Source organism: Albidovulum sp. (assembly GCF_049646345.1).
Lineage (GTDB): Bacteria > Pseudomonadota > Alphaproteobacteria > Rhodobacterales > Rhodobacteraceae > Albidovulum.
The window spans coordinates 1-20,225 of sequence record NZ_JBARVQ010000660.1; the positions used below are offsets into that span (position 1 = coordinate 1).

Here is a 20,225-nt window from a genome sequence, read left to right on the forward strand (position 1 = left end):
TGCCGCCGGTGCAGCTTTCCGCCGTGGCGATCATCGCGCCCTTGGCGCGGGCGAGCGCCAGCAGGCGTTCGGCCCGGGTCACAGCGCCATGACCCCATGCGCCAGCCCCGCCGCGATGATCGTGGCGATACCGGCGAAAAGCCCGGCCCAGAGGTCATCCTCCATCGTGCCGAAAGCGCTGTGCTTGCGGTCGGCGCGGCCAATCGGCCCCGGCTTCCAGATGTCGAAAAGACGGAAGAGCAGGAAGGCCGCAACCCAGCCCGGCCAGGGGAAGTTCCAGCTGTCGAGCCCCATCCACCAGAACCCGGCGGAGGGGAAGAGAAGTGCTATCCATTGGCCCGCGACCTCGTCGATGACGATCTCGGACGGGTCCTTTTCGTCCTGCCCTGCGACTGTCTTCGCGGTCGCCCAGAAACCTATGGGCGTGACGATAAGGGTGGCGGCCAGCAGAAGCGGGAAATGCCCGATCCCGTGGATCAAAAGGCCCAACGCAACTGCAACCGCCGATCCCCATGTGCCGGGGGCAGGGCGCAGAAGGCCGGTGCCGAACCAGGTGGCGAGCAGGCGCGGGAAAGTCATGGCTTCACCAATGTGATTGTGGCGATGGCGGCGATGCCTTCCTCGCGGCCGGTGAAACCCAGCCGTTCTGAGGTTGTCGCCTTGACGCTGATACGGTCGGGTTCGACCCCGGTAATGCGGGCGAGTTCCGCAGCCATTTCAATTGCATGCGGGCCGATCTTCGGACGTTCGCAGACCAGCGTCACATCGGCGTTGGAGATCGTGTAGCCCCTGTCGCGCGCGAGCCCCGCCGCATGGGTCAGGAAGATATGGCTTGCCGCGCCCTTCCACTTTGGGTCAGAGGGTGGGAAGTGGCGGCCGATATCGCCCTCGGCCAATGCTCCATAAATAGCGTCGGTCAGGGCATGCATGCCGACATCGGCGTCGGAATGGCCGAGCAGCGCCTTCGAATGCGGCACCCGCACACCGCAAAGCATGACGTGATCACCGTCGGTGAAGGCGTGGACGTCGTAGCCATTGCCGGTGCGGATATCCATGCCAGTCCCCAGCATCCTTTCGGCGCGGGCGAAATCGCCGGGCCAGGTGAGTTTGATATTGTCGTCCTCGCCCTCGACGATGGCGACGTCAAGCCCCGCGGCCAGCGCGACCTCTACGTCGTCGGCAGCCCCGCCCGGATGCGCACGGTGGGCGTCAAGGATTGCCGGGAAATGAAACCCCTGCGGGGTCTGGGCGCGGAACAACCCGTCACGCGGTTGCAGGCCAGTGACCTTCGCATCAGCCCCGGTCCAGAGCGCGTCCGTCACGCCAATCGCGGGGGCGGCGGCTGGCGCGGTTTCCAGTGCGGCCCGCACGCGGGTGATCAGCGCTGGCGAGACCAGGGGGCGAGCGCCGTCGTGAATCAAAACGCGGGATATTTCATTCGGGTCAATGCTTTCCAACGCATTCCTCACAGACTGAGATCGCGTCTCTCCCCCTGCGATCAGCGTGACCTTCCCGGCGAATTCAGTGATCCCGCGCACCATGTCGTCGGGATGAAGGACGACGATGACCCGGCCGGCGCCCTGAAACGCCGCCACGGTCCGGCCAAGCACGCTTTGCCCGCCGAGCATCCGCCATTGCTTGGGTTCGCCGCCCGCCCGTGTGCCGCGTCCCGCCGCGACGATGATGATTGCCGTATCGGTCAAGATAGTCTCCGTTTGCCCTGCTGTAATCCGCCGGGGCCGTATCGGCAATGCCCGGCTGTCGCGCATCGGATGGCATCAGCGCCCAATAATTGGGCGGTCCATGCCTGAACGCGTAGCACCGTGGCGTTTCGGTTGCCTTTTTTCCAAAGCCTGCTTAGGACCAATGCAACCGCACAAGGATTAGGCATTTGGCCCTGACGCTCGGCGATATCACGCTGGACCCGCCGGTCTTTCTGGCCCCGCTGGCCGGGATCACCGACCTGCCGTTCCGGCGTCTGGTGGCGCGGTTCGGCGCGGGGCTGGTGGTGTCGGAGATGGTGGCCTCGGGCGAGCTTTTGACTGAAAAGCCCTCGGTCCGGGCCAAGGCGCGCACCGATCTGGGCCTGGGCGACAATACCGCGACCTCGGTCCAGCTTGCGGGCCGTGAGGCCCGGGCGATGGCCGAGGCCGCGAAAGTCGTGGCGGGCATGGGCGCGCGGATCATCGACATCAATATGGGCTGCCCCGCCAAGAAGGTGACGGGGGGGCTCTCTGGTTCGGCGCTGATGCGCGATCCCGATCACGCGCTGAGCCTGATTGAGGCGGTCGTTGGCGCGGTCGACGTGCCGGTGACGCTGAAATGCCGTCTGGGCTGGGATACCGACTGCCTCAATGCGCCGGTCCTGGCGCGGCGGGCCGAGGCGACCGGGGTGCGGATGATCACCATCCATGGCCGCACAAGGCAGCAGTTCTACAAGGGGTCGGCGGACTGGGCGGCGATCCGTGAGGTGCGGGACGCGGTCACCGTGCCGGTGATCGCCAATGGCGATATCGTCGATACGTCTTCAGCCCGCGCGGCGATGACAGCCTCTGGCGCGACCGGGGTGATGGTCGGGCGCGGGGCGCAGGGCGCGCCCTGGCGGCTGGCTGAGATTGCAGCGGAGCTGTTCGGCGCGGCGGCACCCGTCATCCCGGTGGGTAACAAGCTTTCTGACTTGGTATCAGAGCATTACGAGGCGATGTTGAGCTTTTACGGAGCCGGTCTGGCGGTTCGGATCGCCCGCAAGCATCTGGGCTGGTACATGGATGAAGCCGGGGCTGACCCCACGTTCCGCGCCCGGATGATGACCTGCACCGATCCGGCAGAGGTGCTCCGCCTTATCGCGGAAGCCCTTGCCGATACGAAAAGGCGCGCGGCATGAGCCTGCCCGAAGCCGCGACACTCTGGGCCTCGCTGCCCGTCCCGGCGATCCTGATCGACGATAGCGACCGTGCTGTCGAGTTGAACCCCGCCGCCGAAGCCTTCCTGAATGTCTCGGCCAAGGCGCTGAAGGGGCAGCCGCTCTTTGATCGTCTGGCCATCGACGCGCCTTTGGAAGAGGTCTTTGCCCGGGTCCGCGCCAACCATTCCTCGTTGTTCATCAATGACGTCGATGTCGGCACCGGGGACCGGGCACCGGTCATCTGCAACCTTCAGGCCGCCCCATTGGCCGAACAGCCCGGCACCGTCATCCTGATGATCTCACCCCGCGAACTGGCCGATAGGCTGGGGCGCGGGCCGGGGATGAAGACGGCGGCGCGGTCGGCCATCGGTATGGCCGAGATGCTGGCGCATGAGATCAAGAACCCGCTGGCGGGCATCACCGGCGCGGCGCAGTTGCTGTCGATGAACCTCGGCCCGGAAGACATTGAACTGACAGAATTAATCGTTGAGGAAAGCCGCCGGATCGTAAAGCTTCTGGAGCAGGTGGAACAGTTCGGAAATCTGCGCCCGCCCGAGGTGAAACCGGTCAATATCCACGATGTGCTCGACCGGGCGCGGCGCTCGGCCTTGGTCGGTTTCGCCTCGCACATGACGATAATCGAGGATTACGACCCCTCATTGCCATCGACGAGCGGCGACGCCGATCAGCTTTTGCAGGTTGTGCTGAACCTTCTGAAGAACGCGGCAGAGGCGGCGAAGGGCGCGGCGGGCACGATCCGGTTGCGCACATATTACGATCACGGGTTGCGGCTTCGTCGTGCCGATGGTGGCGGCGTGTCGCTGCCCTTGCAGATCGAGATCAGCGATGACGGACCCGGCATTCCGCCGGACCTTGCAGGCGATATCTTCGATCCTTTCGTGTCGGGGCGGGAGAATGGCACCGGGCTGGGCCTTGCGCTGGTGTCCAAAATCGTCGCCGATCACGGCGGCTGGATCACGGCCGAGTCGGTTCCCGGCCGCACCACCTTTCGCCTGTCGCTGCCCGTTGCATCGAAATCTGAGGAGACGCCCTGATGGATGGAACCGTCCTTGTCGCCGATGACGACCGCACGATCCGCACGGTGCTGACGCAGGCGCTGACGCGGGCGGGGTGCAAGGTGCATGCGACCTCGTCCATGGTCACGCTGATGCGCTGGGTCGAAGAGGGCAAGGGCGATCTGGTGATCTCGGACGTAGTCATGCCCGATGGCAACGGGATCGAGGCACTGCCGAAGATCGCGGCCGAGCGGCCCGGCCTGCCGGTGATCGTGATTTCGGCCCAGAATACGATCATGACCGCCATTCAGGCGGCCGAGGCCGAAGCCTATGATTATCTGCCAAAGCCTTTCGACCTGCCCGACCTGATGAAACGCGCGGCCCGCGCGCTGAGCCAGAAGCGGAAGGCGGCAATGCCTGATCCCGCGCCGCGGGAAGGCGGGGACGACCTGCCGCTGGTGGGCCGGACCCCGGCGATGCAGGCGCTCTACCGGCTTGTGGCGCGGGTGATGAATGCCGATCTGCCGGTGTTGATCACCGGCGAGTCCGGGTCGGGCAAGTCACTGGTGGCCCGCGCGATCCACGATTTTTCCGACCGGCGCACCCTGCCTTTCGTGATCGTGCAGGCGGCTGAGTTGCAAGGCGTCGATGGCCCCTCAGCCGTGCTGTCGCGGGCGCGGGGCGGGACCATCGTCTTTGATGAGATCGGCGATTTCGATGCCGAGGCTCAGGGAAGGATCGTGCGTATGCTGGATGTGCTGCCGGCCACCGCGCCGCGCATTCTTGCCACCAGCCAGCAGGCTCTGGCCGCACGGATCGAGGCGGGCAGCTTCCGCGACGACCTTTTCTACCGGATCGGCGGGGTCACGCTGTCCGTGCCGCCACTGCGCGACCGGGTGGAGGATATCCCGCTTCTGGCCGATCATTTCCTTGCCCGGGCCGAACGGGACGGATTGCCCCCACGGCGTCTGGCCGCCGAAGCGATGGCGCTGATCCGTGCCTATCGCTGGCCGGGCAATGTGCGGCAGTTGGAAAACACTCTCAGGCGGTTGGTCGTGACCGCGCAGGAGGTCGAAATCACCCAGGCAGAGGTCGAGGCCGCCCTTGGCGGCACACCCGCCCCATTGCCGCGCAGCGATGCGCAAGAGCCTGCCGAACGGCTGTCCTCCTCCATTGCGCGCCATTTGCGGCGTTACTTCGATCTGCATGGTGACGGGTTGCCGCCGCCGGGGCTCTACGACCGGATTCTGAAGGAAATGGAGCTGCCGCTGATCGAGATTGCGCTGGATGCCACCGGGGGAAATCAGGCGAAATGCGCCGATCTTCTGGGCATCAACCGAAATACCCTGAGAAAGAAGATCACGGATCTCGATATCCGCGTGACACGGCGCCGTAAGTTGATGTAAAACAGCAACACAAACCGTGGCCCATCTGCGTCAGCAGGTGTAAGGATCACGATATATCGGCGAAGGCCGCGATTGCGGCGCAAGATCAGGGGCAGGCCTCGTGCAGGGCTTAGCGCGCAGTGCATCATGGGAACGGTTCACGCGGTTGCGGCGGCAACGGCGCTTCCAGAACATTGTGACGGTCGGGTTGGTGGTGCTCGGTCCGATCCTGGCACTTGCGACCTTTGTGGCTTTGGGGCCGTTCGGTCAGGGGGCCGAATCCAATTCGCTGCGGCTGATCCTGCTGGCCGACCTTGTCTATTTCCTCGCCCTTGGCGGCATGGTCCTGTCACGCCTCGCCCGTATGATCGCCGCGCGGCGGGCAAAATCGGCCGGATCGCGGCTGCATATGCGCCTGACCGGGGTCTTTGCCGGGATCGCGCTTGTGCCGACAATCCTTGTCGCGGTTTTTGCCGGGCTTACCGTCAATATCGGTCTTGAGGGGTGGTTCTCGGACCGAGTCCGGGGCGTCGTCGGCACCTCGCTGACCGCGGCCGAGGCCTATCAGGAAGAACACCGCCACGATCTGGTCACGGATGCCGGGGCGCTGGCCGATTATCTGAACCGGACCAAGGAAACGACCGTCTTCCTGCCCGACAGCGATCTGAGGCAGCTTCTGACCCAGGGCCAGACCCAGATCCAGCGGGGCCTGCGCGAGGCCTATGTGGTCGACGGTGCGGGAGAGATCAGGGCGCGCGGCGAACGCAGCTATCTGTTCGACTTCGAAAAGCCGACCGATGATGAGATCGCCCGGGCCCAATCCGGCGAAACGGTGATGATCGAGGATTGGGACAACAACGAATTCCGCGCGCTGATCGCGCTTCCTGCCTTTGCCGACCGCCTGCTTTATGTCAGCCGCAATGTCGATGGCCAGATCCTGAACCTGCTGGATGAAACGCGGGCGACCGTCGCCCTTTATCAGCAGCTGGAGGCCTCGCGCGGCCGGGTGCTGTTTGAATTCGGTCTTGTCTATGTTGGTTTCGCGCTGCTTCTGGTTCTTGCCGCGATCTGGATGGGGCTCTGGTTCGCCGAACGCCTGTCGCGGCCCGTGGGGCGGCTTGCCGGGGCGGCCCAGCGGGTTGGCGCGGGCGATCTGGAAGTGCAGGTCGTGGAGGAAGAGGGCGACGATGAGATCGCCATGCTCGGCCGGGTCTTCAACCAGATGACGCGGCAGTTGAACACCCAGCGCGAGGCGCTGATGGACAGTCACCACGTGACCGAGCGGCGGCGGCGGCTGTTTGACTCGGTTCTTTCGTCGGTCACGTCCGGGGTCATCGGACTTGATGCCGAGGGCGATGTGGATTTCCTCAACCGCGCGGCGACACGGCTTCTGGGTCTTGATGAAGTCACCGATCATGACCGCCCCTTGGCCGAGGCCGTGCCGGAATTCGCCGCCCTCTTCGACCGGCTTCGTGACGGGATCGGCGAGGTGGCGCAGGAAGAGATCAAGGTCAGCCGCGAGGGGCGGCTGGAAAGCCTGCTGGTGCGCATGGCGATCCGGCGCAATGCCGAAGATCGACTGGAAGGGTATGTGGTCGCCTTTGACGATGTGACCGAACTTGTCAGCGCACAGCGTATGGCGGCCTGGGGCGATGTCGCCCGCCGCATCGCGCATGAGATCAAGAACCCGCTGACCCCGATCCAGCTTTCCGCCGAACGCATCCGCCGCAAGTTCATCGGCCTCGTGGGGGATGAGGCTGAAACGCTTGGCCAGATGACCGATGTCATCGTGCGTCAGACCGGCGATCTTCGCCGCATCGTCGACGAGTTTTCCAAATTCGCCCGGATGCCCGAACCCGACCGGCGCGACCACGACCTGACCAAGCTAATGCGCGATGCGGTGACCTTGCAGGACGGCGCATTGCACGGGGCGCAACTGGTGGCCGATCTGCCTTCGGAAGCGGTGACTGTCGAACTCGACGCGACCATGATTTCGCAGGCCGTGACGAACCTGATCAAGAATGGCGGCGAGGCGATTGAAAGCCTGACCGAGGCGGGTGTGCCCGAGGGCTATGCACCCGAAGTGCGCGTGTCGATGACGGTCGCGCCGGAACTGGTGACGATCCGCATTGCGGATAACGGCATCGGCCTGCCCGAAGACCGGGCACGGCTGTTCGAGCCTTATGTGACGACACGCGAAAAGGGGACAGGGCTTGGCCTTCCCATCGTCAAGAAGATCATCGAGGAACACGGCGGCACGCTCATCCTGACCGATGCCGAACCGTTTAGTGAGGGCGCCCGACGCGGCGCGATGGCCGAGATTCGCCTGCCCCGGGCGAAGGCTGGGCGAGGGCAGAAAGAGAAAGCCGTTGAAACGGCCGGAGGTGACAGATGAGCGACATTCTGATCGTTGATGACGAACGCGATATCCGTGAACTTATCTCGGACATCCTGAAAGACGAAGGTTTCACAACCCGGCTTGCGTCGAATTCCGACGAATGCATGGCCGAGATCAACAACGAACCGCCAGCATTGATGGTGCTGGATATCTGGCTGAAGGACAGCCGGATGGACGGGATCGACATTCTGAAAACGGTCAAACGCGACAATCCGGATGTGCCGATCATCATCATCTCGGGCCATGGCAATATCGAGATCGCGGTCGCGGCGATCAAGCAGGGGGCCTACGATTTCATCGAAAAGCCTTTCAACATCGACCAGTTGACGGTGGTGATCGCCCGGGCGATGGAAACCTCGCGCCTGCGCCGCGAAAACGCCTCGCTCCGTCGCCGCGATGTAAGTTCTTCGGACATGATCGGGTCGTCGCATTCCTTCCGGGCGCTGAAGGCGCAACTCGACAAGGTCACGAAGTCGAACGGGCGGGTGATGCTGACCGGTCAGCCGGGATCGGGCAAGGAAGTGGCCGCGCGCTATATCCATGTGAATTCCAACCGCGCGAGCGGGCCCTTCGTGTCGGTCGCCTCGGCGGCGATTGAGCCTGAGCGGATGGAAGAGGTGCTCTTTGGCCGCGAGACGGCAGAGCGCGGGGTTGAAAAGGGCCTGCTGGAGCAAGCCCATGGCGGCGTCGTCTATTTCGACGAGGTTGCTGACATGCCGCTTGGCACCCAGTCCAAGATCCTGCGGGTACTGACCGAGCAGCAATTCACCAGGGTCGGCGGGGCCGACAAGGTGCGCGTCGACCTGCGGGTCATATCCTCGACAACGCGCGACCTGTCATCCGAGATCGCGGGGGGGCGCTTCCGGCAAGAGCTTTATGACCGGCTGAATGTCGTGCCGATAGAGGTGCCGTCGCTGGAAGAGCGGCGCGAGGATATTCCCGAACTCTCGAACCACTTCATTGCCGGGTTCAACAAAAGTCAGGGCCTGCCGCTGCGCGATCTGTCGGAGGAAGCCGAGGCATTGATGCAGACGATGGCCTGGCCGGGCAATATCCGCCAGCTTCGGAATGTCATCGAACGGGTGCTGATCCTTGGTGAGACAAGCGGGGCGATCGACGCCAAGGAACTGCCGGGACAAAGCGACGGCCCGGCGGAAGAGGGCCGGGTGGTCCTGTCGGGCGGGCTTGCGACGCTGCCGTTGCGCGAGGCGCGCGAATTGTTCGAACGTGAATACCTGCTGACCCAGATAAACCGGTTCGGCGGCAATATCAGCCGGACCGCGACCTTTGTCGGGATGGAACGCTCGGCCCTGCACCGCAAGCTGAAATCGCTGGGCGTGGTGACGACCTCCAAATCCGGCGCCCGCGTGGCGCATCTGGAGGACGAGGAAGAAGAGGTCTGAGGGCAGCGGTCGCGGCGCGGTGAGGGTCGTTATGACCTTCGGCGCTTACGTAAGGTGGGTTTAAACCCACCTTACAGTTTACCGATATGCCGTGCCGCAGTGGAATTTCGGCGGTTTTGAGCCCATTGCGGTCGTTGCCTCCAGCGCCCTTTCGCCCGGAACCAAGCCGAAGGCGCCGGGCGAGCGCCTGCCCGTCCCGGCGGGCTGGCGCTTTTGCGGCAGCGCGCTTCGCGTGAGGTCAGAGGGGCTTTGTTGCCATAAAGCACCCTGAATAATGGTCGCTGCGTCACCCCACGGGCGGGCCCCCGCCCGGCTTATGTTGCGCATGCGGCAATGGCAGCAACGTCCGCGCCCTGACCCTCTTGCATGGGCGGGATTGCGGGCACCCGCGCGACCTCCTACTGTAGCTCGGTCAGGGGAAAGGACAGACGATCATGACCTATTGCGTAGGGCTCCTCTTGGATGCGGGCATGGTGCTTTTGTCCGATACCCGCACCAATGCGGGGCTCGATCATATCTCCTCGTACCGAAAGATGTTCTCGTTCGAAGTCCCGGGTGAGCGGGTCATCGCGATCCTGACGGCCGGCAGCCTGTCGGTGACGCAGGCGACGCTGGCGAAACTGCAAGAGGCCATCGAAAACCCCGAGGCGACGCCTGAAACCTCCATCCTGATGGCCCCGACGATGCTGAAAGTGGCCGAGATCGTGGGCGAAACGCTCTGGTCGGTGCGCGACGCCAATGACCAGCGGCTGAAGACCAACGGCCAGTTCGGCGCGGCCTCCATGATCGTGGCGGGCCAGCGCAAGGGCGGGCGGATGCGGATGTTCCTGATCTACCCTGAGGGCAATTTCATCGAGGCGACGGACGATACGCCGTTCCTGCAGGTGGGTGAACACAAATACGGCAAGCCCATCCTCGACCGGATCGTAAGGCCCGAAACCTCCATCGAGGACGGCGAGAAGGCGGTTCTGCTGTCGATGGATTCGACGCTCCGCTCGAACCTATCCGTCGGCATGCCGCTCGATCTGGCGGTGATCCGAAACGACGAATGCAAGGTCGGCTTCCAGCGCCGGATCGAACCGGGGGATGCGGATTTCCGGCGGATGAGCGAGGGCTGGTCGAAAGCGCTGAGAACCAGTTTCGCAAAAATCCCGCTTCATATTCTGGCATGATCGACTATCCGTGCATGCGTGCAAAACTGATGTGCCTGCCGCGATGTTTCCCTTGCGTCTCAGGCAGTGTTGGCGGCTATCGCCAAACGTCCATAGCAGCCGTTTGAGCGCCCGCAGGGAACTGACGCTTTGTCCTGAATGCAGACCCTCACACATGCAAAAATGGTCGAACTTCTAACAGTGCCACATATCCAAAGAGCGTCGCACTGCGTGTCTTGCTACCACAGTGACTGGGCGGCCCGTCCCGGCCATTCCGCGTCATAGGCTGCCCCGTCGATCTCTCCCTGGCTCATCTCGGCCAGCATGTCGCCGATGGTCGGGAGGCCCCCGGACTGGTCGCCATCCCCCCATGTCCGGGCCCGCATCAGCGCGCGGGCGCATTGGGAATAGACCTCTTCGATGGCGATCAGGATCACCGTGCGGGGGCTCTTGCCGTCGCGCGCGAAGCTGTCACAGAGGGCCTGATCGGCCGTCACGCTGGCGCGTCCATTCACCCGGACCACATTGTTCGACCCGGGGACGAGGAACATCAGGCTGACGCGCGGATCGCGGACGATGTTGCGCAGGCTGTCGATGCGGTTATTGCCTCTCCAGTCGGGCAGGGCGAGCGTGCCGGGGTCAATCTCGCGCACAACCGGGCCATCATCGCCGCGCGGGCTGGCATCGGTGCCCTCGGGTCCGACGGTGGACAGGATACAGAGCCGCGCACGGTCGATCCAGGCGCGATAGGTCGGGGTCATCCGCCGCGCGACCTTGACGATGGAGGCGGGGGCAGGGATGCCGTAATGGCACTCCAACTCCTCGATGGTGGTGATGGCCTGCATCTGTCAGCCCTCCTTCACCTCAAACCCTGCTTCTGCCATCAGCCGGTTGGAGGCACCTTCCACCTCGGGTTCGATCCGTTCCATGAATGCCTCGACCGAAAGGCCCGCTGGAATGCGCGGCAGGAATTCCACCACCGCCAGCCCCGGCTTGCGCAAAAGACCGTGACGCGGCCAGAAGACGCCGACATTGGTGGCCGCAGGAACGCAATCCTGTCCGATCTGGGAATAAAGGACGCCGACACCGACCTTGTAGGGCCGCGTCGCGCCCGCCGCGACGCGGGTGCCCTGCGGATAGATGATCAGCTGCCCGGGCCAGCTGGTGCCCGCCTTCACATCCGCCACCATCTTCTTGACCGCCTGTCCGCGCTTGCCGCGATCGACCGGAATGCAGCCCAGCCGTTTGGCGTACCAGCCGACGATGGGCGCCCACATCAGTTCCTTTTTCATGATGAACTTGGGCCGCGGCACGACTGAGACGATCATTATGATGTCGAAAAAGCTTTGATGCTTGGCGCCGATCAGCACTTCGTCAGTCGGAACTTCGCCGCGGATTTCGGATTTCAGGCCGACCAGCATAGCGGCAGAGGCCCGAACCCAGCGGCAATAGGCCTGAACGGCGCTGAATGCCGCCTTGCGCCGGAAGATCGCGATGGGCGTCCAGTAAAGCGCGTAGATCACCATCGCCAGATACATCTGCACGATGAAGATCACCGACAGGACGTATTGCAGAAGCAGTCTCATTGTACCTCCCTGAGGCTTCTTAGCGCCGCCGCGCGGGTCGCGGCGAAGGCCACGATAGCGGCAAGGGGCGGAATTGCCAGCGGTGCGAACCAGCCGGCGCCGGTGAAACCTAGACCGCTCAGGAAGCCGCCGGTTTCGGACGTGGATGGCATGAGGGCTATGGCACACATGCCTGTGAGTGTCCCGGCAAGCGCGCCGAAAAGCGTACGCAGGGTGAAACGGCGCACGAAAGCGCGGGCGATATAGGTGTCGCGGGCACCGACCAGCCGCAGAACCCGGATCACCTGGCTGTTGGTCGCAAGCGCGGCGCGGGCGGCAAGGGTGACCATGGCGGCGGTTGCCGCACCGATGAGGATCAGTGCGAAAAGCCCTAGCGCCCTGATACGATCCGCCGCCTGAACCATCGGGCGGCGCCAGCGCGTGTGGTCATCAAGGATGGCAGCCGGGGCTTCGGCTGACAATCTCAGCCGCAACCCCTCGGCATCGAATCCGGCGTCGGTTTCGGTCAGGTCAATCAATTGCGGCAAGGGCAGGCTGTCGACTGGCAGATCCGGCCCCAGCCAGGGGGCGAGCAGCCCTTGCATCTCATCGGGCGCGATCGCACGGGCCGAGGCGATGCCGGGGGTTTCGGACAGGACCCGAAGCACGGCGGCGGTCTCGGCCGCGAGTTCGCTTGCCGGGGCCGAGATGCGGATCGTGGCGTTTTGGGCAAGGGCCGCCGACCAGCGGTCGGACAGCCGTCCTGTTGCGACGCAAAGTGCCAGCGCGAAAACCGCGAGGAAGGCCATTGCGGCGGCGCTGGAAAAGGTCAGCCATGCGGTCGTGCCGCTGGGGGGCACGACGCGGTCCACCTGCGGTTCGGCCGGGATCAGATGTTTGAGGCGATCGACGAGCCCGCTCACAGGTCAGACCCCGCGAGGTCCAGCTTGCGGTCCTTGATCCTTAGCACCCGTGCCGGAACCTGTGGCTTGGCCGCCCGGATCAGGTTCAGATCGTGGGTCGCGACAAGGATCGTCTTGCCCATGCGGTTCAGTTCGACAAGCAGGGTCAGCAGTTTCAGCGACATCTCCCAGTCAAGATTGCCGGTCGGTTCATCCGCGATCAGCATGTCGGGCGACATGATGACCGCGCGCGCAAGGGCCGCGCGCTGGCGTTCGCCGCCCGACATCGAGGGTGGCAACGCCTCGGCCCGCCGGGCAAGACCGACCCAGCTCATAAGCTCCTTCACCTCAGCCCCGGTCGTGACCTGCCCAGACACTGTCAGCGGCAAGGCCACGTTTTCGGCCATGGAAAGATGGTCGAGGAACTGGCAGTCCTGATGCACCACCCCGACCCGCCGACGCAGAAGCGCGATATCGTCGCGCCCCATTGTGGCGCAGTCCTGTCCGAAGACCGCGACGGTCCCGGATACCGGCAGCAATTCGCCGTAACACAGTTTGAGAAACGTCGATTTGCCTGCGCCGGAAGGACCGGTGAGGAAATGAAACGACCCCGGAGCCAGCGAAACATTCACCCCGCGCAACAGCGGTGATCCGCCATAGCCGTAGTCAACTTTGCTGAATTCGATCATTGCTGCCGCCTTCCGCCTGTCTGTGCGATCGCATGGCAGGGTGTCGCGGTTGCACCCATTGGTGTTGACAAGGCTTGGAGCCCGCGACTTTGCTTGCTACAACATATCCATAACAAAGACGAAGCGGTCGGATGGACCGCGATTGTGGCTGGTGGAACCGGTAGGAGCGACATGCGGTTAATTTGCCCGAGCTGTGGTGCGCAGTACGAGGTGGACGAGAGCGTCATCCCCGACACGGGCCGCGATGTCCAGTGCTCGAATTGCGGTCATGCGTGGTTTCAGTCTCCGGCCACGGCCGAGCTGCCGGAAGCCAAAGCCGCTGTTGAAGAGGCGGCAGCGCCGCGCTGGCAGGATGACGGCGATTCGGGCGCGGAGGCCGGGGCTGCTTCGGATGGGGAAGCGGCCGATGCCGGGGATGCGCCTGAGGCTCTGGACATAGTTCAGAAAGCGGACAAGGCGCGGGGCCGCGATACTTCGCCCGGGCCGGATGAGGCCGACACACCGGACGTGCCGAGTAAAGCACCGGATGCTGCGGCAGAGGATGACAGCGACGACGGCGAGGATGAAGTTCTGCCCGTCGCACCGAAACCGGAATTGCGGCGGCGTAAGCTGGATGACGCGGTTCTGGGCGTGCTGCGCGAAGAGGCAGAGCGCGAAACCCGGGTCCGCAAGGTTGAAGAGGCAGCACTGGAATCGCAACCCGATCTTGGCCTTGCGGCGGTGGCGGCGGCTAATGACGGCAAAACCCGCGACCGCGTCGTCCGTGTGCGCGGGGATGAGGACGATCTGGATGACGATGCGCTGACCAGCCGGGCGTCGCGTCGCGAACTCCTGCCCGATATCGAAGAGATCAAGTCGACCCTGACCGCGACCTCGGAACGCGGCGATGAACCGGCAGCGGTCGATGCACCGGAAACGCTGGCGCGCCGTCAGCAATCCGGCTTCCGGCGCGGCTTTTTGACCACCTTGATATTGGCTTTCGGTGCGGTGCTGATCTATGTGCTCGCCCCGGCCATTTCAAACGCGGTTCCGGCATTGGAACCGTCGCTGACCGCCTATGTCGAGGGCGTGAATGCTGCACGGATCTGGCTCGACGTGCAGATGCAGTCGCTGACCGAATCGCTGAAAGAATCGACAGGGGGGGCGTGACCGGCTGAGGTCCGCCCCGCTGTTCAGAAGCGATCGAGCAGCCGTTTCAGGTAATCCAACTCTACTGGCGGTCGGGTTTGCTCGCCCGTGCGGCGGCGGATTTCGTCCATCAGGTCGCGGGCCCGGCGGTAGATATCGGTGCCTTGCAGCATGCTTTCGTCGGTTCCGAGGCGACCTGACATCCCGGTGGTCCGGCCAAGGGGATCGCGCGGCACCTCACGCGTGCCATCTCCAAAAGCCTCGCCCTGATTGCCCGGCTGCTGCGCCTGATTCTGGGCCAGCGCCTCGCCAAGGCTGCGCAGCCCCTCGCGCAGGTTTTCGATTGCTTCGGCCTGACGTTCCAGCGCGTCGGGCAGATCGCCGTCGCGCAATGCCTCTTCTGCGCCATCCATCGCCCGACCCGCCTGATCCAGCGAGCGCCGCGCGGCGTCGCGTTCGGCTGACGGGTCACCGGGCAATCCGCCCTCCTGACGGCGCAGCATTTCGCGCAGGGCGCGCTGGCGTTCGGCGAGACTACGCTCCCCCATCCCGTTGCCGTCGGCGCGACCGTTCGGGTCCTGTCCGGTCTCACCCTGTTGCCCCTGCTCGCCCTGGCCCTGTTCGCCCAGCTGGCCGGGTTCGCCCTGTTGCTGGCTTTCCTGACCGTTCTGACCGAACTGTTCCTGCAACTGGCCAAAGGCTTCGTCCGACAGGCCCTGCTGTTCGCGTAAGGTCTGTCGTAGATCTTCCATCGCCTTGCCGCCCGGGCCCTGCTGACCTTCGCCATTCTGGCCCTCGGTCACGCGCAGGTTTTCCATCATCCGCTGGAACTGTTCCAGAAGCTCCTGCGCCTCGGCCATACGGCCTTCCTCCATCAGGCGCTGGATCTCATCCATCATCTCCTGGATCTGATCGCCGGTGATCGACTGGTTGTTCTGGGCCTGCTGGTTCGGTTCATCGGCGCCCTGCCGTTCCATATTCTCGGCCAGCTTGCGGATGTAATCGTCGGTCGCCTGCCGCAACTCATCCATCAATTGCTGGATTTCCTCGGGCGAGGCACCGCGCCGGATCGCCTCTGACAAACGCTCCTGCGCCTGCCGCATCCGTTCCAGCGCATCGGCCAGCCCGCCATCCTCGATCAGTTCGGCGATCTCCCACAGGGCGTCGGCCAGTTCGTCGCGCATGTCGGGGCTAAGGCGGCCCTGACCGAGGGCAGCATCGAGCCTGCGCATCGCCACCCGGATCATCAGATAGGCACGTTCGTTGCGCAAAAGCCCTTCAGGCCGGTGGGTCAGTGCATGCAGGATCTGGCTGACGCGTTTGCCGTTGTCGCGGGTCCAGAGAAGGTCGCGGCGCAGCTCGATCAGCGACGCGGCGACCGGGTCGAAGAATGTCCGGCCGGGCAGGGCCAGATGCTCGGTCTCGCTCTGGCCGGTCTGGTCGCGGCCATCCTGCACTTCAAGCGTCAGCTTGACCGGCAGATTGGCCCAAGGGTGCTTCGATGCATCCTCCACCAAAGCCTCGTTGAATTCCGACCGGTCGCCGCTGATCGGCATCGGCAGGTCGTAGACCAGCGCCTCGCGCGCCTCAGGCTCAGCGGTAAGCCCGTAGCGGCGGTCGATGGCCTCAAGATCCAGTTCAAAGACCGCGCGGCCAGAGGTGACGGCATAGTCGTCGGTGGCAAGGAAGGGCTGCGACATGCGGCCATGGGCCTCTTTCATCACTTTGCCGGTGACTTTGACGGTGGGGGCGTCATCGGCCACGATGACCAGCCGCCAGTCGCGCCCGCCTTCGCCGGTGATGGAGAGCGTGCCGTTCCGGACGGCTTCGAAGTCGATGGCGCGGACCGTGGCCGTGTCGACGGGTTGCCCGCCTTCAGGGTCGACCGGCGGGCGGTCCGACACGGTTTCCTCGACCGTCAGCGCCGCTGCGTCACCGTAAAGACGCAAGGTGAAACGTGTGCCTTCGGGCAGGGTCAGTTCCGCTGTATCGATGCTGTTGAGGTAAAGGCTCGGCAGGCCGGTATAGGCGGGCGGTTCGGCCCAGCCTTCCCAGGACGGCCCGGCAGCGGCATTGACCGTGCCTGACGGCGCCACAAGGCCCGGAACCTCGGCCACGCGCCAGAGCGAGCCAAAAAGAAGGGCCACGACAAAGGCGGTGAAGGCGGCATAACGCAAGGCAAAGCGGTCGCGGCGCGACACACGCAGATCGGGCGAGGGGGGCTTTGCGCCCACCGCCCGGTCGGCCATACGCGCAATATGGGCGCGCCAGACGGCGGCGGACCCCTTGTCCTCATGCCCGAGTGCCAGACTGTCCTGAAGTGCTGCGATGGGGCGGCCGGGCATGGTCAGGTCAAGCCGCTCCAGCGCTTCGGACCGGGTCGGCCAGCGGAACCCGCGAATGCCGCCGATCAGAGCCCAGCCAAGACCGCCAAGCGCCAGAACGCCACCGATCCAGACGGCCTCGACCGGAAGGCTGTCATGCAGCCCCAGTGCCAAAGCGGCGATCGCGGCAAAGAGAATCGTCCAGACCGGCCAGAACCCCGTCGTGATCCGCTCAGCTGCCATCCCGGCCCGCGTGATGCGCACGGGCCATTTGAGGCGCCTCAGCGCCTCATGCGGAAGGGCTTTGACCTTTCTCACGCCGGTTGCCGGTCTCCGTTTCAGGCCGACGCGCGGGATTGCGCGTCAGAGCCACGGGGCCATGCTATCGCGGTTTATCATTTCGTCATAGGTGGGACGGGCACGGATTACGGCGAATTGATCCTGATGGACGAGAACTTCGGGAATCAGCGGCCGCATATTGTATTCCGAGGCCATGACCGCGCCGTAAGCCCCGGCGGACCGGAAGGCCACCAGTTCACCCGCCTGCATCGGCGGCAGGGCACGCTGCTTGGCGAACGTGTCCCCCGTCTCGCAGACCGGGCCGACAATGTCATAGGGCTGCGGCAGCGTTGCCGGGGCGGGTTCGACCACCGGGACAATATCGTGATGCGCGCCATACATCGACGGGCGGATCAGATCGTTCATCGCCGCGTCAAGAATAAGAAAATCACGCTCCTCGCCCGATTTCACATAGATGACGCGGCTCACCAGAAGGCCCGCATTGCCGGAAATCAGCCGCCCCGGCTCAATCTCCACCTCACATCCCAGATCGCCGACCGTGCGCTTGATCACCGCACCATAGTCGAGCGGCAGGGGGGGCGCGGCGTTTGACCGCTCATAGGGAATGCCAAGCCCACCGCCGAGGTCGAGGCGGCGGATGTCATGGCCATCGGCGCGAAGTTGCCGGGTGAGGTCCGCGACCTTGAGATAGGCCTCTTCGAACGGCACCAGATCGACGAGTTGCGAGCCGATATGGACGTCGATGCCGATGACCTCGATCCCCTTCAGCTTGGCGGCCTGGGCATAGACCTCTCGCGCGCGGCTGATCGGGATACCGAACTTGTTTTCCTTCTTGCCGGTCGCGATCTTCTCATGGGTCTTCGCATCCACATCCGGGTTGACCCGGATGGTGACCGGCGCGCGAAGTCCCAATGAGGATGCGACCTCGCTCAGTGCGTGAAGTTCCGGCTCGCTCTCGACATTGAACTGGCGGATACCGCCCTCAAGTGCCACGCGCATCTCTTCCCGCGTTTTGCCGACGCCGGAAAAGACGATGCGTTCACCCGGAACGCCCGCCGCCTTTGCCTTGAGGTATTCGCCGATGGAAACCACATCGACGCCCGCGCCAAGCGCGCCGAGCGTCCGGACCACCGAGAGGTTGCCGCAGGATTTCATCGCGAAACAGATGAGATGGGGCAGGGGCGAGAGCGCCTCTTCGAAGAGCTTGTAATGCCGTTCCAGCGTGGCGGTCGAATAGACATAGAAAGGCGTTCCGACCGTCGCGGCAATCTCGGAGATCGCCACATCCTCAGCATGAAGCGCGCCGTCGCGGTAGAGGAAGTGATCCATGTCGTGGGGGCCTTGCCTTGCGTCCATCGGTTCGCGCCGATGTAGAGCATTGCGGGACACAAGAAAAGCCGCCGTCGTTTCGGCCTGTCAGCCCCGACCGGCACCCGGCGGGCGCAGCAAGTCGTCGAGCATGTCGGAGATGTCCTCAATCTGCTCGGCGACGATATGGACAACCTCGCTGTCGCGCTGCAACCGGCCGGTGACCCGTAAAAGCCGCCCCGCCACAACCGCGCGGCGGAAGCGCAGGAAGACCTTCTGCCAGACGACCACATTGGCGACCCCGGTCTCATCTTCCAGCGTCAGGAAGATGACGCCCTTGGCAGTGCCCGGCCGCTGACGGACAAGCACGAGCCCCGCCACCGTCACCAGCGCCCCGCGCGGCGGCTCGTTCAGCCTTGCATGGGGCAGGGCGGCAGGCGGGCGCGGCCAGTCCTGCAAGGGATGGTAATCACTCAGCATAAGAACAAATATAGAACAATATTGAGGGTCCGAAAAGTCATGCGACTCTGGCAAAAGCGGAAAAATTCCCCTATGTCGGCCAGAACACGTTAAGATTGCGAAGGCAGAACGATGGCGAAGATTACCTATGTGGAATTTGGCGGCACCGAACATGTGGTCGAGGTGGCAAACGGGCTGACCGTGATGGAAGGCGCGCGGGACAATGGCATACCGGGGATTGAGGCCGATTGCGGCGGTGCCTGCGCCTGTTCGACCTGTCATGTCTATGTCGATCCGGCCTGGGTGGAAAAACTGCCCGGCAAGGATGCGATGGAAGAAGACATGCTCGATTTCGCCTATGAGCCCGACCCGGCCCGCTCGCGCCTGACCTGTCAGCTGAAAGTGTCGGACGCTCTGGACGGGCTGAAGGTCTTCATGCCAGAAAAGCAGATCTGATGCCGGAGGGGGCGCGGCGTCCGCTGTTGCGCCCCGTGTTGTCTTTTGCCCGCCGCGCGCTCTGGCCGGGCGTGCTTTGGCTGGTGTTGCTGGCGCCACTTTCGACCGGGGCGAGGGACATCGACTGGGCGCGCTACGAGGGCCCGACGGGGCGCTATCCGCATGGCGCGCTGGGCGATACGATCGAACACACAACGCTGATGGTGCGGACCGATGGCGGCCATACGCTGGGGATCCGGCTGCCCGACGACCTGGTCTTCGAGGATACTGCCCCCCGTATTGTCGATCTTGACGGTGACGGCACGCCGGAAATCATCGTGGTTGAAAGCCACCAGCAGAAGGGCGCCCGGCTTGCGGTCTGGGCTCTGGACGGGAAAACCCTGACCCGCCGCGCCGCCACCCCCTTCATCGGTCGCCGCTTCCGCTGGCTTGCCCCCATCGGCGCTGCCGATCTTGATGGCGATGGGCGGGTAGAAATCGCCTATGTCGAAACCCCGCATCTCGGCAAGACGCTGAAGATCGTTCGGCTGGAAGGCACTCGCCTTGTGCCGGTCGCCGAGGCGCAGGGCCTGACCAATCACAGAATCGGCGACGCCTTCATTCAGGGGCGTATCGCCACCTGCAATGGCCGCCCGACGATCTTGACGGCCAAGGCTGACTGGAGCCGGATCCTTGGCACCATACTCGCGAATGGCAAACTCACCAGCCGCGATTTCGCGCGCTACCGGGGGGCGGACAGTTTCAGCTCCATCGTCGGCTGCAACTGATCATCTTTCATCTTGGCCCAAATACCTCGGGAGGGTCCGGGAGGGCAGCGCCCTCCCGGCGGGTCGGGG

At 64.3% G+C, this 20,225-nt stretch carries 18 protein-coding genes; 9 read left to right on the forward strand and 9 right to left on the reverse strand.

The annotated features are described in order from the left end of the window. Positions 1-78 precede the first annotated feature (78 nt). Both WBB85_RS17235 and WBB85_RS17240 read right to left on the reverse strand, forming a co-directional pair. Positions 79-579, reverse strand: coding sequence for a phosphatidylglycerophosphatase A family protein (locus tag WBB85_RS17235; protein WP_432639828.1), 501 nt, complete (start codon positions 577-579; stop codon positions 79-81). Beyond that, entirely contained in the window at positions 576-1,703 is a 1,128-nt protein-coding gene (locus WBB85_RS17240; protein WP_432639829.1) for a bifunctional 2-C-methyl-D-erythritol 4-phosphate cytidylyltransferase/2-C-methyl-D-erythritol 2,4-cyclodiphosphate synthase, read from the reverse strand. Before WBB85_RS17240 ends, WBB85_RS17235 begins: the two co-directional genes overlap by 4 nt. 188 nt (positions 1,704-1,891) lie before the next feature. Between WBB85_RS17240 and dusB the strand changes: the two genes are divergently transcribed. From dusB to WBB85_RS17270, 6 genes are all read left to right on the forward strand, one after another. Then, positions 1,892-2,884, forward strand: a complete 993-nt coding sequence (dusB, locus tag WBB85_RS17245; protein WP_432639830.1) for a tRNA dihydrouridine synthase DusB — start codon at positions 1,892-1,894, stop codon at positions 2,882-2,884. Further along, a complete protein-coding gene (locus WBB85_RS17250) occupies positions 2,881-3,960 on the forward strand; it encodes a two-component system sensor histidine kinase NtrB (RefSeq protein ID WP_432639831.1) in 1,080 nt (359 codons plus the stop codon). Before dusB ends, WBB85_RS17250 begins: the two co-directional genes overlap by 4 nt. Continuing rightward, entirely contained in the window at positions 3,960-5,327 is a 1,368-nt protein-coding gene (locus WBB85_RS17255) for a response regulator (RefSeq protein WP_432639832.1), read from the forward strand. The genes WBB85_RS17250 and WBB85_RS17255 overlap by 1 nt, the downstream gene beginning before the upstream one ends. 100 nt (positions 5,328-5,427) lie before the next feature. Beyond that, complete coding sequence (locus tag WBB85_RS17260) at positions 5,428-7,701, forward strand: ATP-binding protein (RefSeq protein ID WP_432639833.1); 2,274 nt, start codon at positions 5,428-5,430, stop codon at positions 7,699-7,701. Beyond that, positions 7,698-9,107: a sigma-54-dependent transcriptional regulator gene (locus tag WBB85_RS17265; RefSeq protein ID WP_432639834.1), complete on the forward strand. Its 1,410-nt coding sequence runs from the start codon at positions 7,698-7,700 to the stop codon at positions 9,105-9,107. The genes WBB85_RS17260 and WBB85_RS17265 overlap by 4 nt, the downstream gene beginning before the upstream one ends. Positions 9,108-9,541: 434 nt before the next feature. Further along, complete coding sequence (locus tag WBB85_RS17270; protein ID WP_432639835.1) at positions 9,542-10,279, forward strand: peptidase; 738 nt, start codon at positions 9,542-9,544, stop codon at positions 10,277-10,279. Between the two features lie 218 nt (positions 10,280-10,497). Here the strand turns inward: WBB85_RS17270 and WBB85_RS17275 are convergent, their stop codons facing one another. Genes WBB85_RS17275 through WBB85_RS17290 form a run of 4 tightly spaced genes read right to left on the reverse strand, consistent with a single transcriptional unit; the run spans position 10,498 to position 13,414 of the window. After that, positions 10,498-11,103, reverse strand: coding sequence for a pyridoxamine 5'-phosphate oxidase family protein (locus WBB85_RS17275; RefSeq protein ID WP_432639836.1), 606 nt, complete (start codon positions 11,101-11,103; stop codon positions 10,498-10,500). A 3-nt stretch (positions 11,104-11,106) separates the two neighbouring features. Further along, positions 11,107-11,844, reverse strand: coding sequence for a lysophospholipid acyltransferase family protein (locus tag WBB85_RS17280; protein ID WP_432639837.1), 738 nt, complete (start codon positions 11,842-11,844; stop codon positions 11,107-11,109). Further along, positions 11,841-12,746, reverse strand: coding sequence for a cell division protein FtsX (locus tag WBB85_RS17285; RefSeq protein WP_432639838.1), 906 nt, complete (start codon positions 12,744-12,746; stop codon positions 11,841-11,843). The genes WBB85_RS17280 and WBB85_RS17285 overlap by 4 nt, the downstream gene beginning before the upstream one ends. Beyond that, positions 12,743-13,414 carry a cell division ATP-binding protein FtsE gene (locus tag WBB85_RS17290; RefSeq protein ID WP_432639839.1) on the reverse strand — a complete coding sequence of 224 codons (672 nt, stop codon included), beginning with the start codon at positions 13,412-13,414 and terminating at the stop codon, positions 12,743-12,745. Before WBB85_RS17290 ends, WBB85_RS17285 begins: the two co-directional genes overlap by 4 nt. Positions 13,415-13,624: 210 nt before the next feature. On the opposite strand from WBB85_RS17290, the gene WBB85_RS17295 reads away from it, so the two are divergent. Then, complete coding sequence (locus WBB85_RS17295; protein WP_432639840.1) at positions 13,625-14,563, forward strand: zinc-ribbon domain-containing protein; 939 nt, start codon at positions 13,625-13,627, stop codon at positions 14,561-14,563. A 23-nt stretch (positions 14,564-14,586) separates the two neighbouring features. On the opposite strand, the gene WBB85_RS17300 is transcribed toward WBB85_RS17295, so the two are convergent. The 3 genes from WBB85_RS17300 to WBB85_RS17310 form a co-directional block, all read right to left on the reverse strand. Continuing rightward, the gene (locus tag WBB85_RS17300) at positions 14,587-17,184 is read right to left on the reverse strand and encodes a TIGR02302 family protein (protein WP_432639841.1); all 2,598 of its coding nucleotides are present in this window, start codon (positions 17,182-17,184) and stop codon (positions 14,587-14,589) included. Between the two features lie 45 nt (positions 17,185-17,229). Beyond that, the gene (lysA, locus tag WBB85_RS17305; RefSeq protein WP_432639845.1) at positions 17,230-18,495 is read right to left on the reverse strand and encodes a diaminopimelate decarboxylase; all 1,266 of its coding nucleotides are present in this window, start codon (positions 18,493-18,495) and stop codon (positions 17,230-17,232) included. A gap of 87 nt (positions 18,496-18,582) precedes the next feature. After that, entirely contained in the window at positions 18,583-18,954 is a 372-nt protein-coding gene (locus tag WBB85_RS17310) for an OB-fold nucleic acid binding domain-containing protein (RefSeq protein ID WP_432639842.1), read from the reverse strand. Between the two features lie 111 nt (positions 18,955-19,065). Here WBB85_RS17310 and WBB85_RS17315 point away from each other — a divergent pair, with 111 nt between their 5' ends. Then, positions 19,066-19,389, forward strand: a complete 324-nt coding sequence (locus tag WBB85_RS17315) for a 2Fe-2S iron-sulfur cluster-binding protein (RefSeq protein WP_432639843.1) — start codon at positions 19,066-19,068, stop codon at positions 19,387-19,389. Beyond that, complete coding sequence (locus tag WBB85_RS17320) at positions 19,389-20,156, forward strand: FG-GAP repeat domain-containing protein (protein ID WP_432639844.1); 768 nt, start codon at positions 19,389-19,391, stop codon at positions 20,154-20,156. The genes WBB85_RS17315 and WBB85_RS17320 overlap by 1 nt, the downstream gene beginning before the upstream one ends. The last annotated feature ends 69 nt before the right edge of the window (positions 20,157-20,225 follow it).

Excerpts from the sequence above, each read along its gene's own strand:
- WBB85_RS17235 (WP_432639828.1), bottom strand. The coding sequence starts at position 579 with ATGACTTTCCCGCGCCTGCTCGCCACCTGGTTCGGCACCGGCCTTCTG.
- WBB85_RS17250 (WP_432639831.1), top strand. The coding sequence starts at position 2,881 with ATGAGCCTGCCCGAAGCCGCGACACTCTGGGCCTCGCTGCCCGTCCCG.
- WBB85_RS17255 (WP_432639832.1), top strand. The coding sequence starts at position 3,960 with ATGGATGGAACCGTCCTTGTCGCCGATGACGACCGCACGATCCGCACG.
- WBB85_RS17265 (WP_432639834.1), top strand. The coding sequence starts at position 7,698 with ATGAGCGACATTCTGATCGTTGATGACGAACGCGATATCCGTGAACTT.
- WBB85_RS17270 (WP_432639835.1), top strand. The coding sequence starts at position 9,542 with ATGACCTATTGCGTAGGGCTCCTCTTGGATGCGGGCATGGTGCTTTTG.
- WBB85_RS17275 (WP_432639836.1), bottom strand. The coding sequence starts at position 11,103 with ATGCAGGCCATCACCACCATCGAGGAGTTGGAGTGCCATTACGGCATC.
- WBB85_RS17280 (WP_432639837.1), bottom strand. The coding sequence starts at position 11,844 with ATGAGACTGCTTCTGCAATACGTCCTGTCGGTGATCTTCATCGTGCAG.
- WBB85_RS17290 (WP_432639839.1), bottom strand. The coding sequence starts at position 13,414 with ATGATCGAATTCAGCAAAGTTGACTACGGCTATGGCGGATCACCGCTG.
- lysA (WP_432639845.1), bottom strand. The coding sequence starts at position 18,495 with ATGGATCACTTCCTCTACCGCGACGGCGCGCTTCATGCTGAGGATGTG.
- WBB85_RS17310 (WP_432639842.1), bottom strand. The coding sequence starts at position 18,954 with ATGCTGAGTGATTACCATCCCTTGCAGGACTGGCCGCGCCCGCCTGCC.
- WBB85_RS17315 (WP_432639843.1), top strand. The coding sequence starts at position 19,066 with ATGGCGAAGATTACCTATGTGGAATTTGGCGGCACCGAACATGTGGTC.
- WBB85_RS17320 (WP_432639844.1), top strand. The coding sequence starts at position 19,389 with ATGCCGGAGGGGGCGCGGCGTCCGCTGTTGCGCCCCGTGTTGTCTTTT.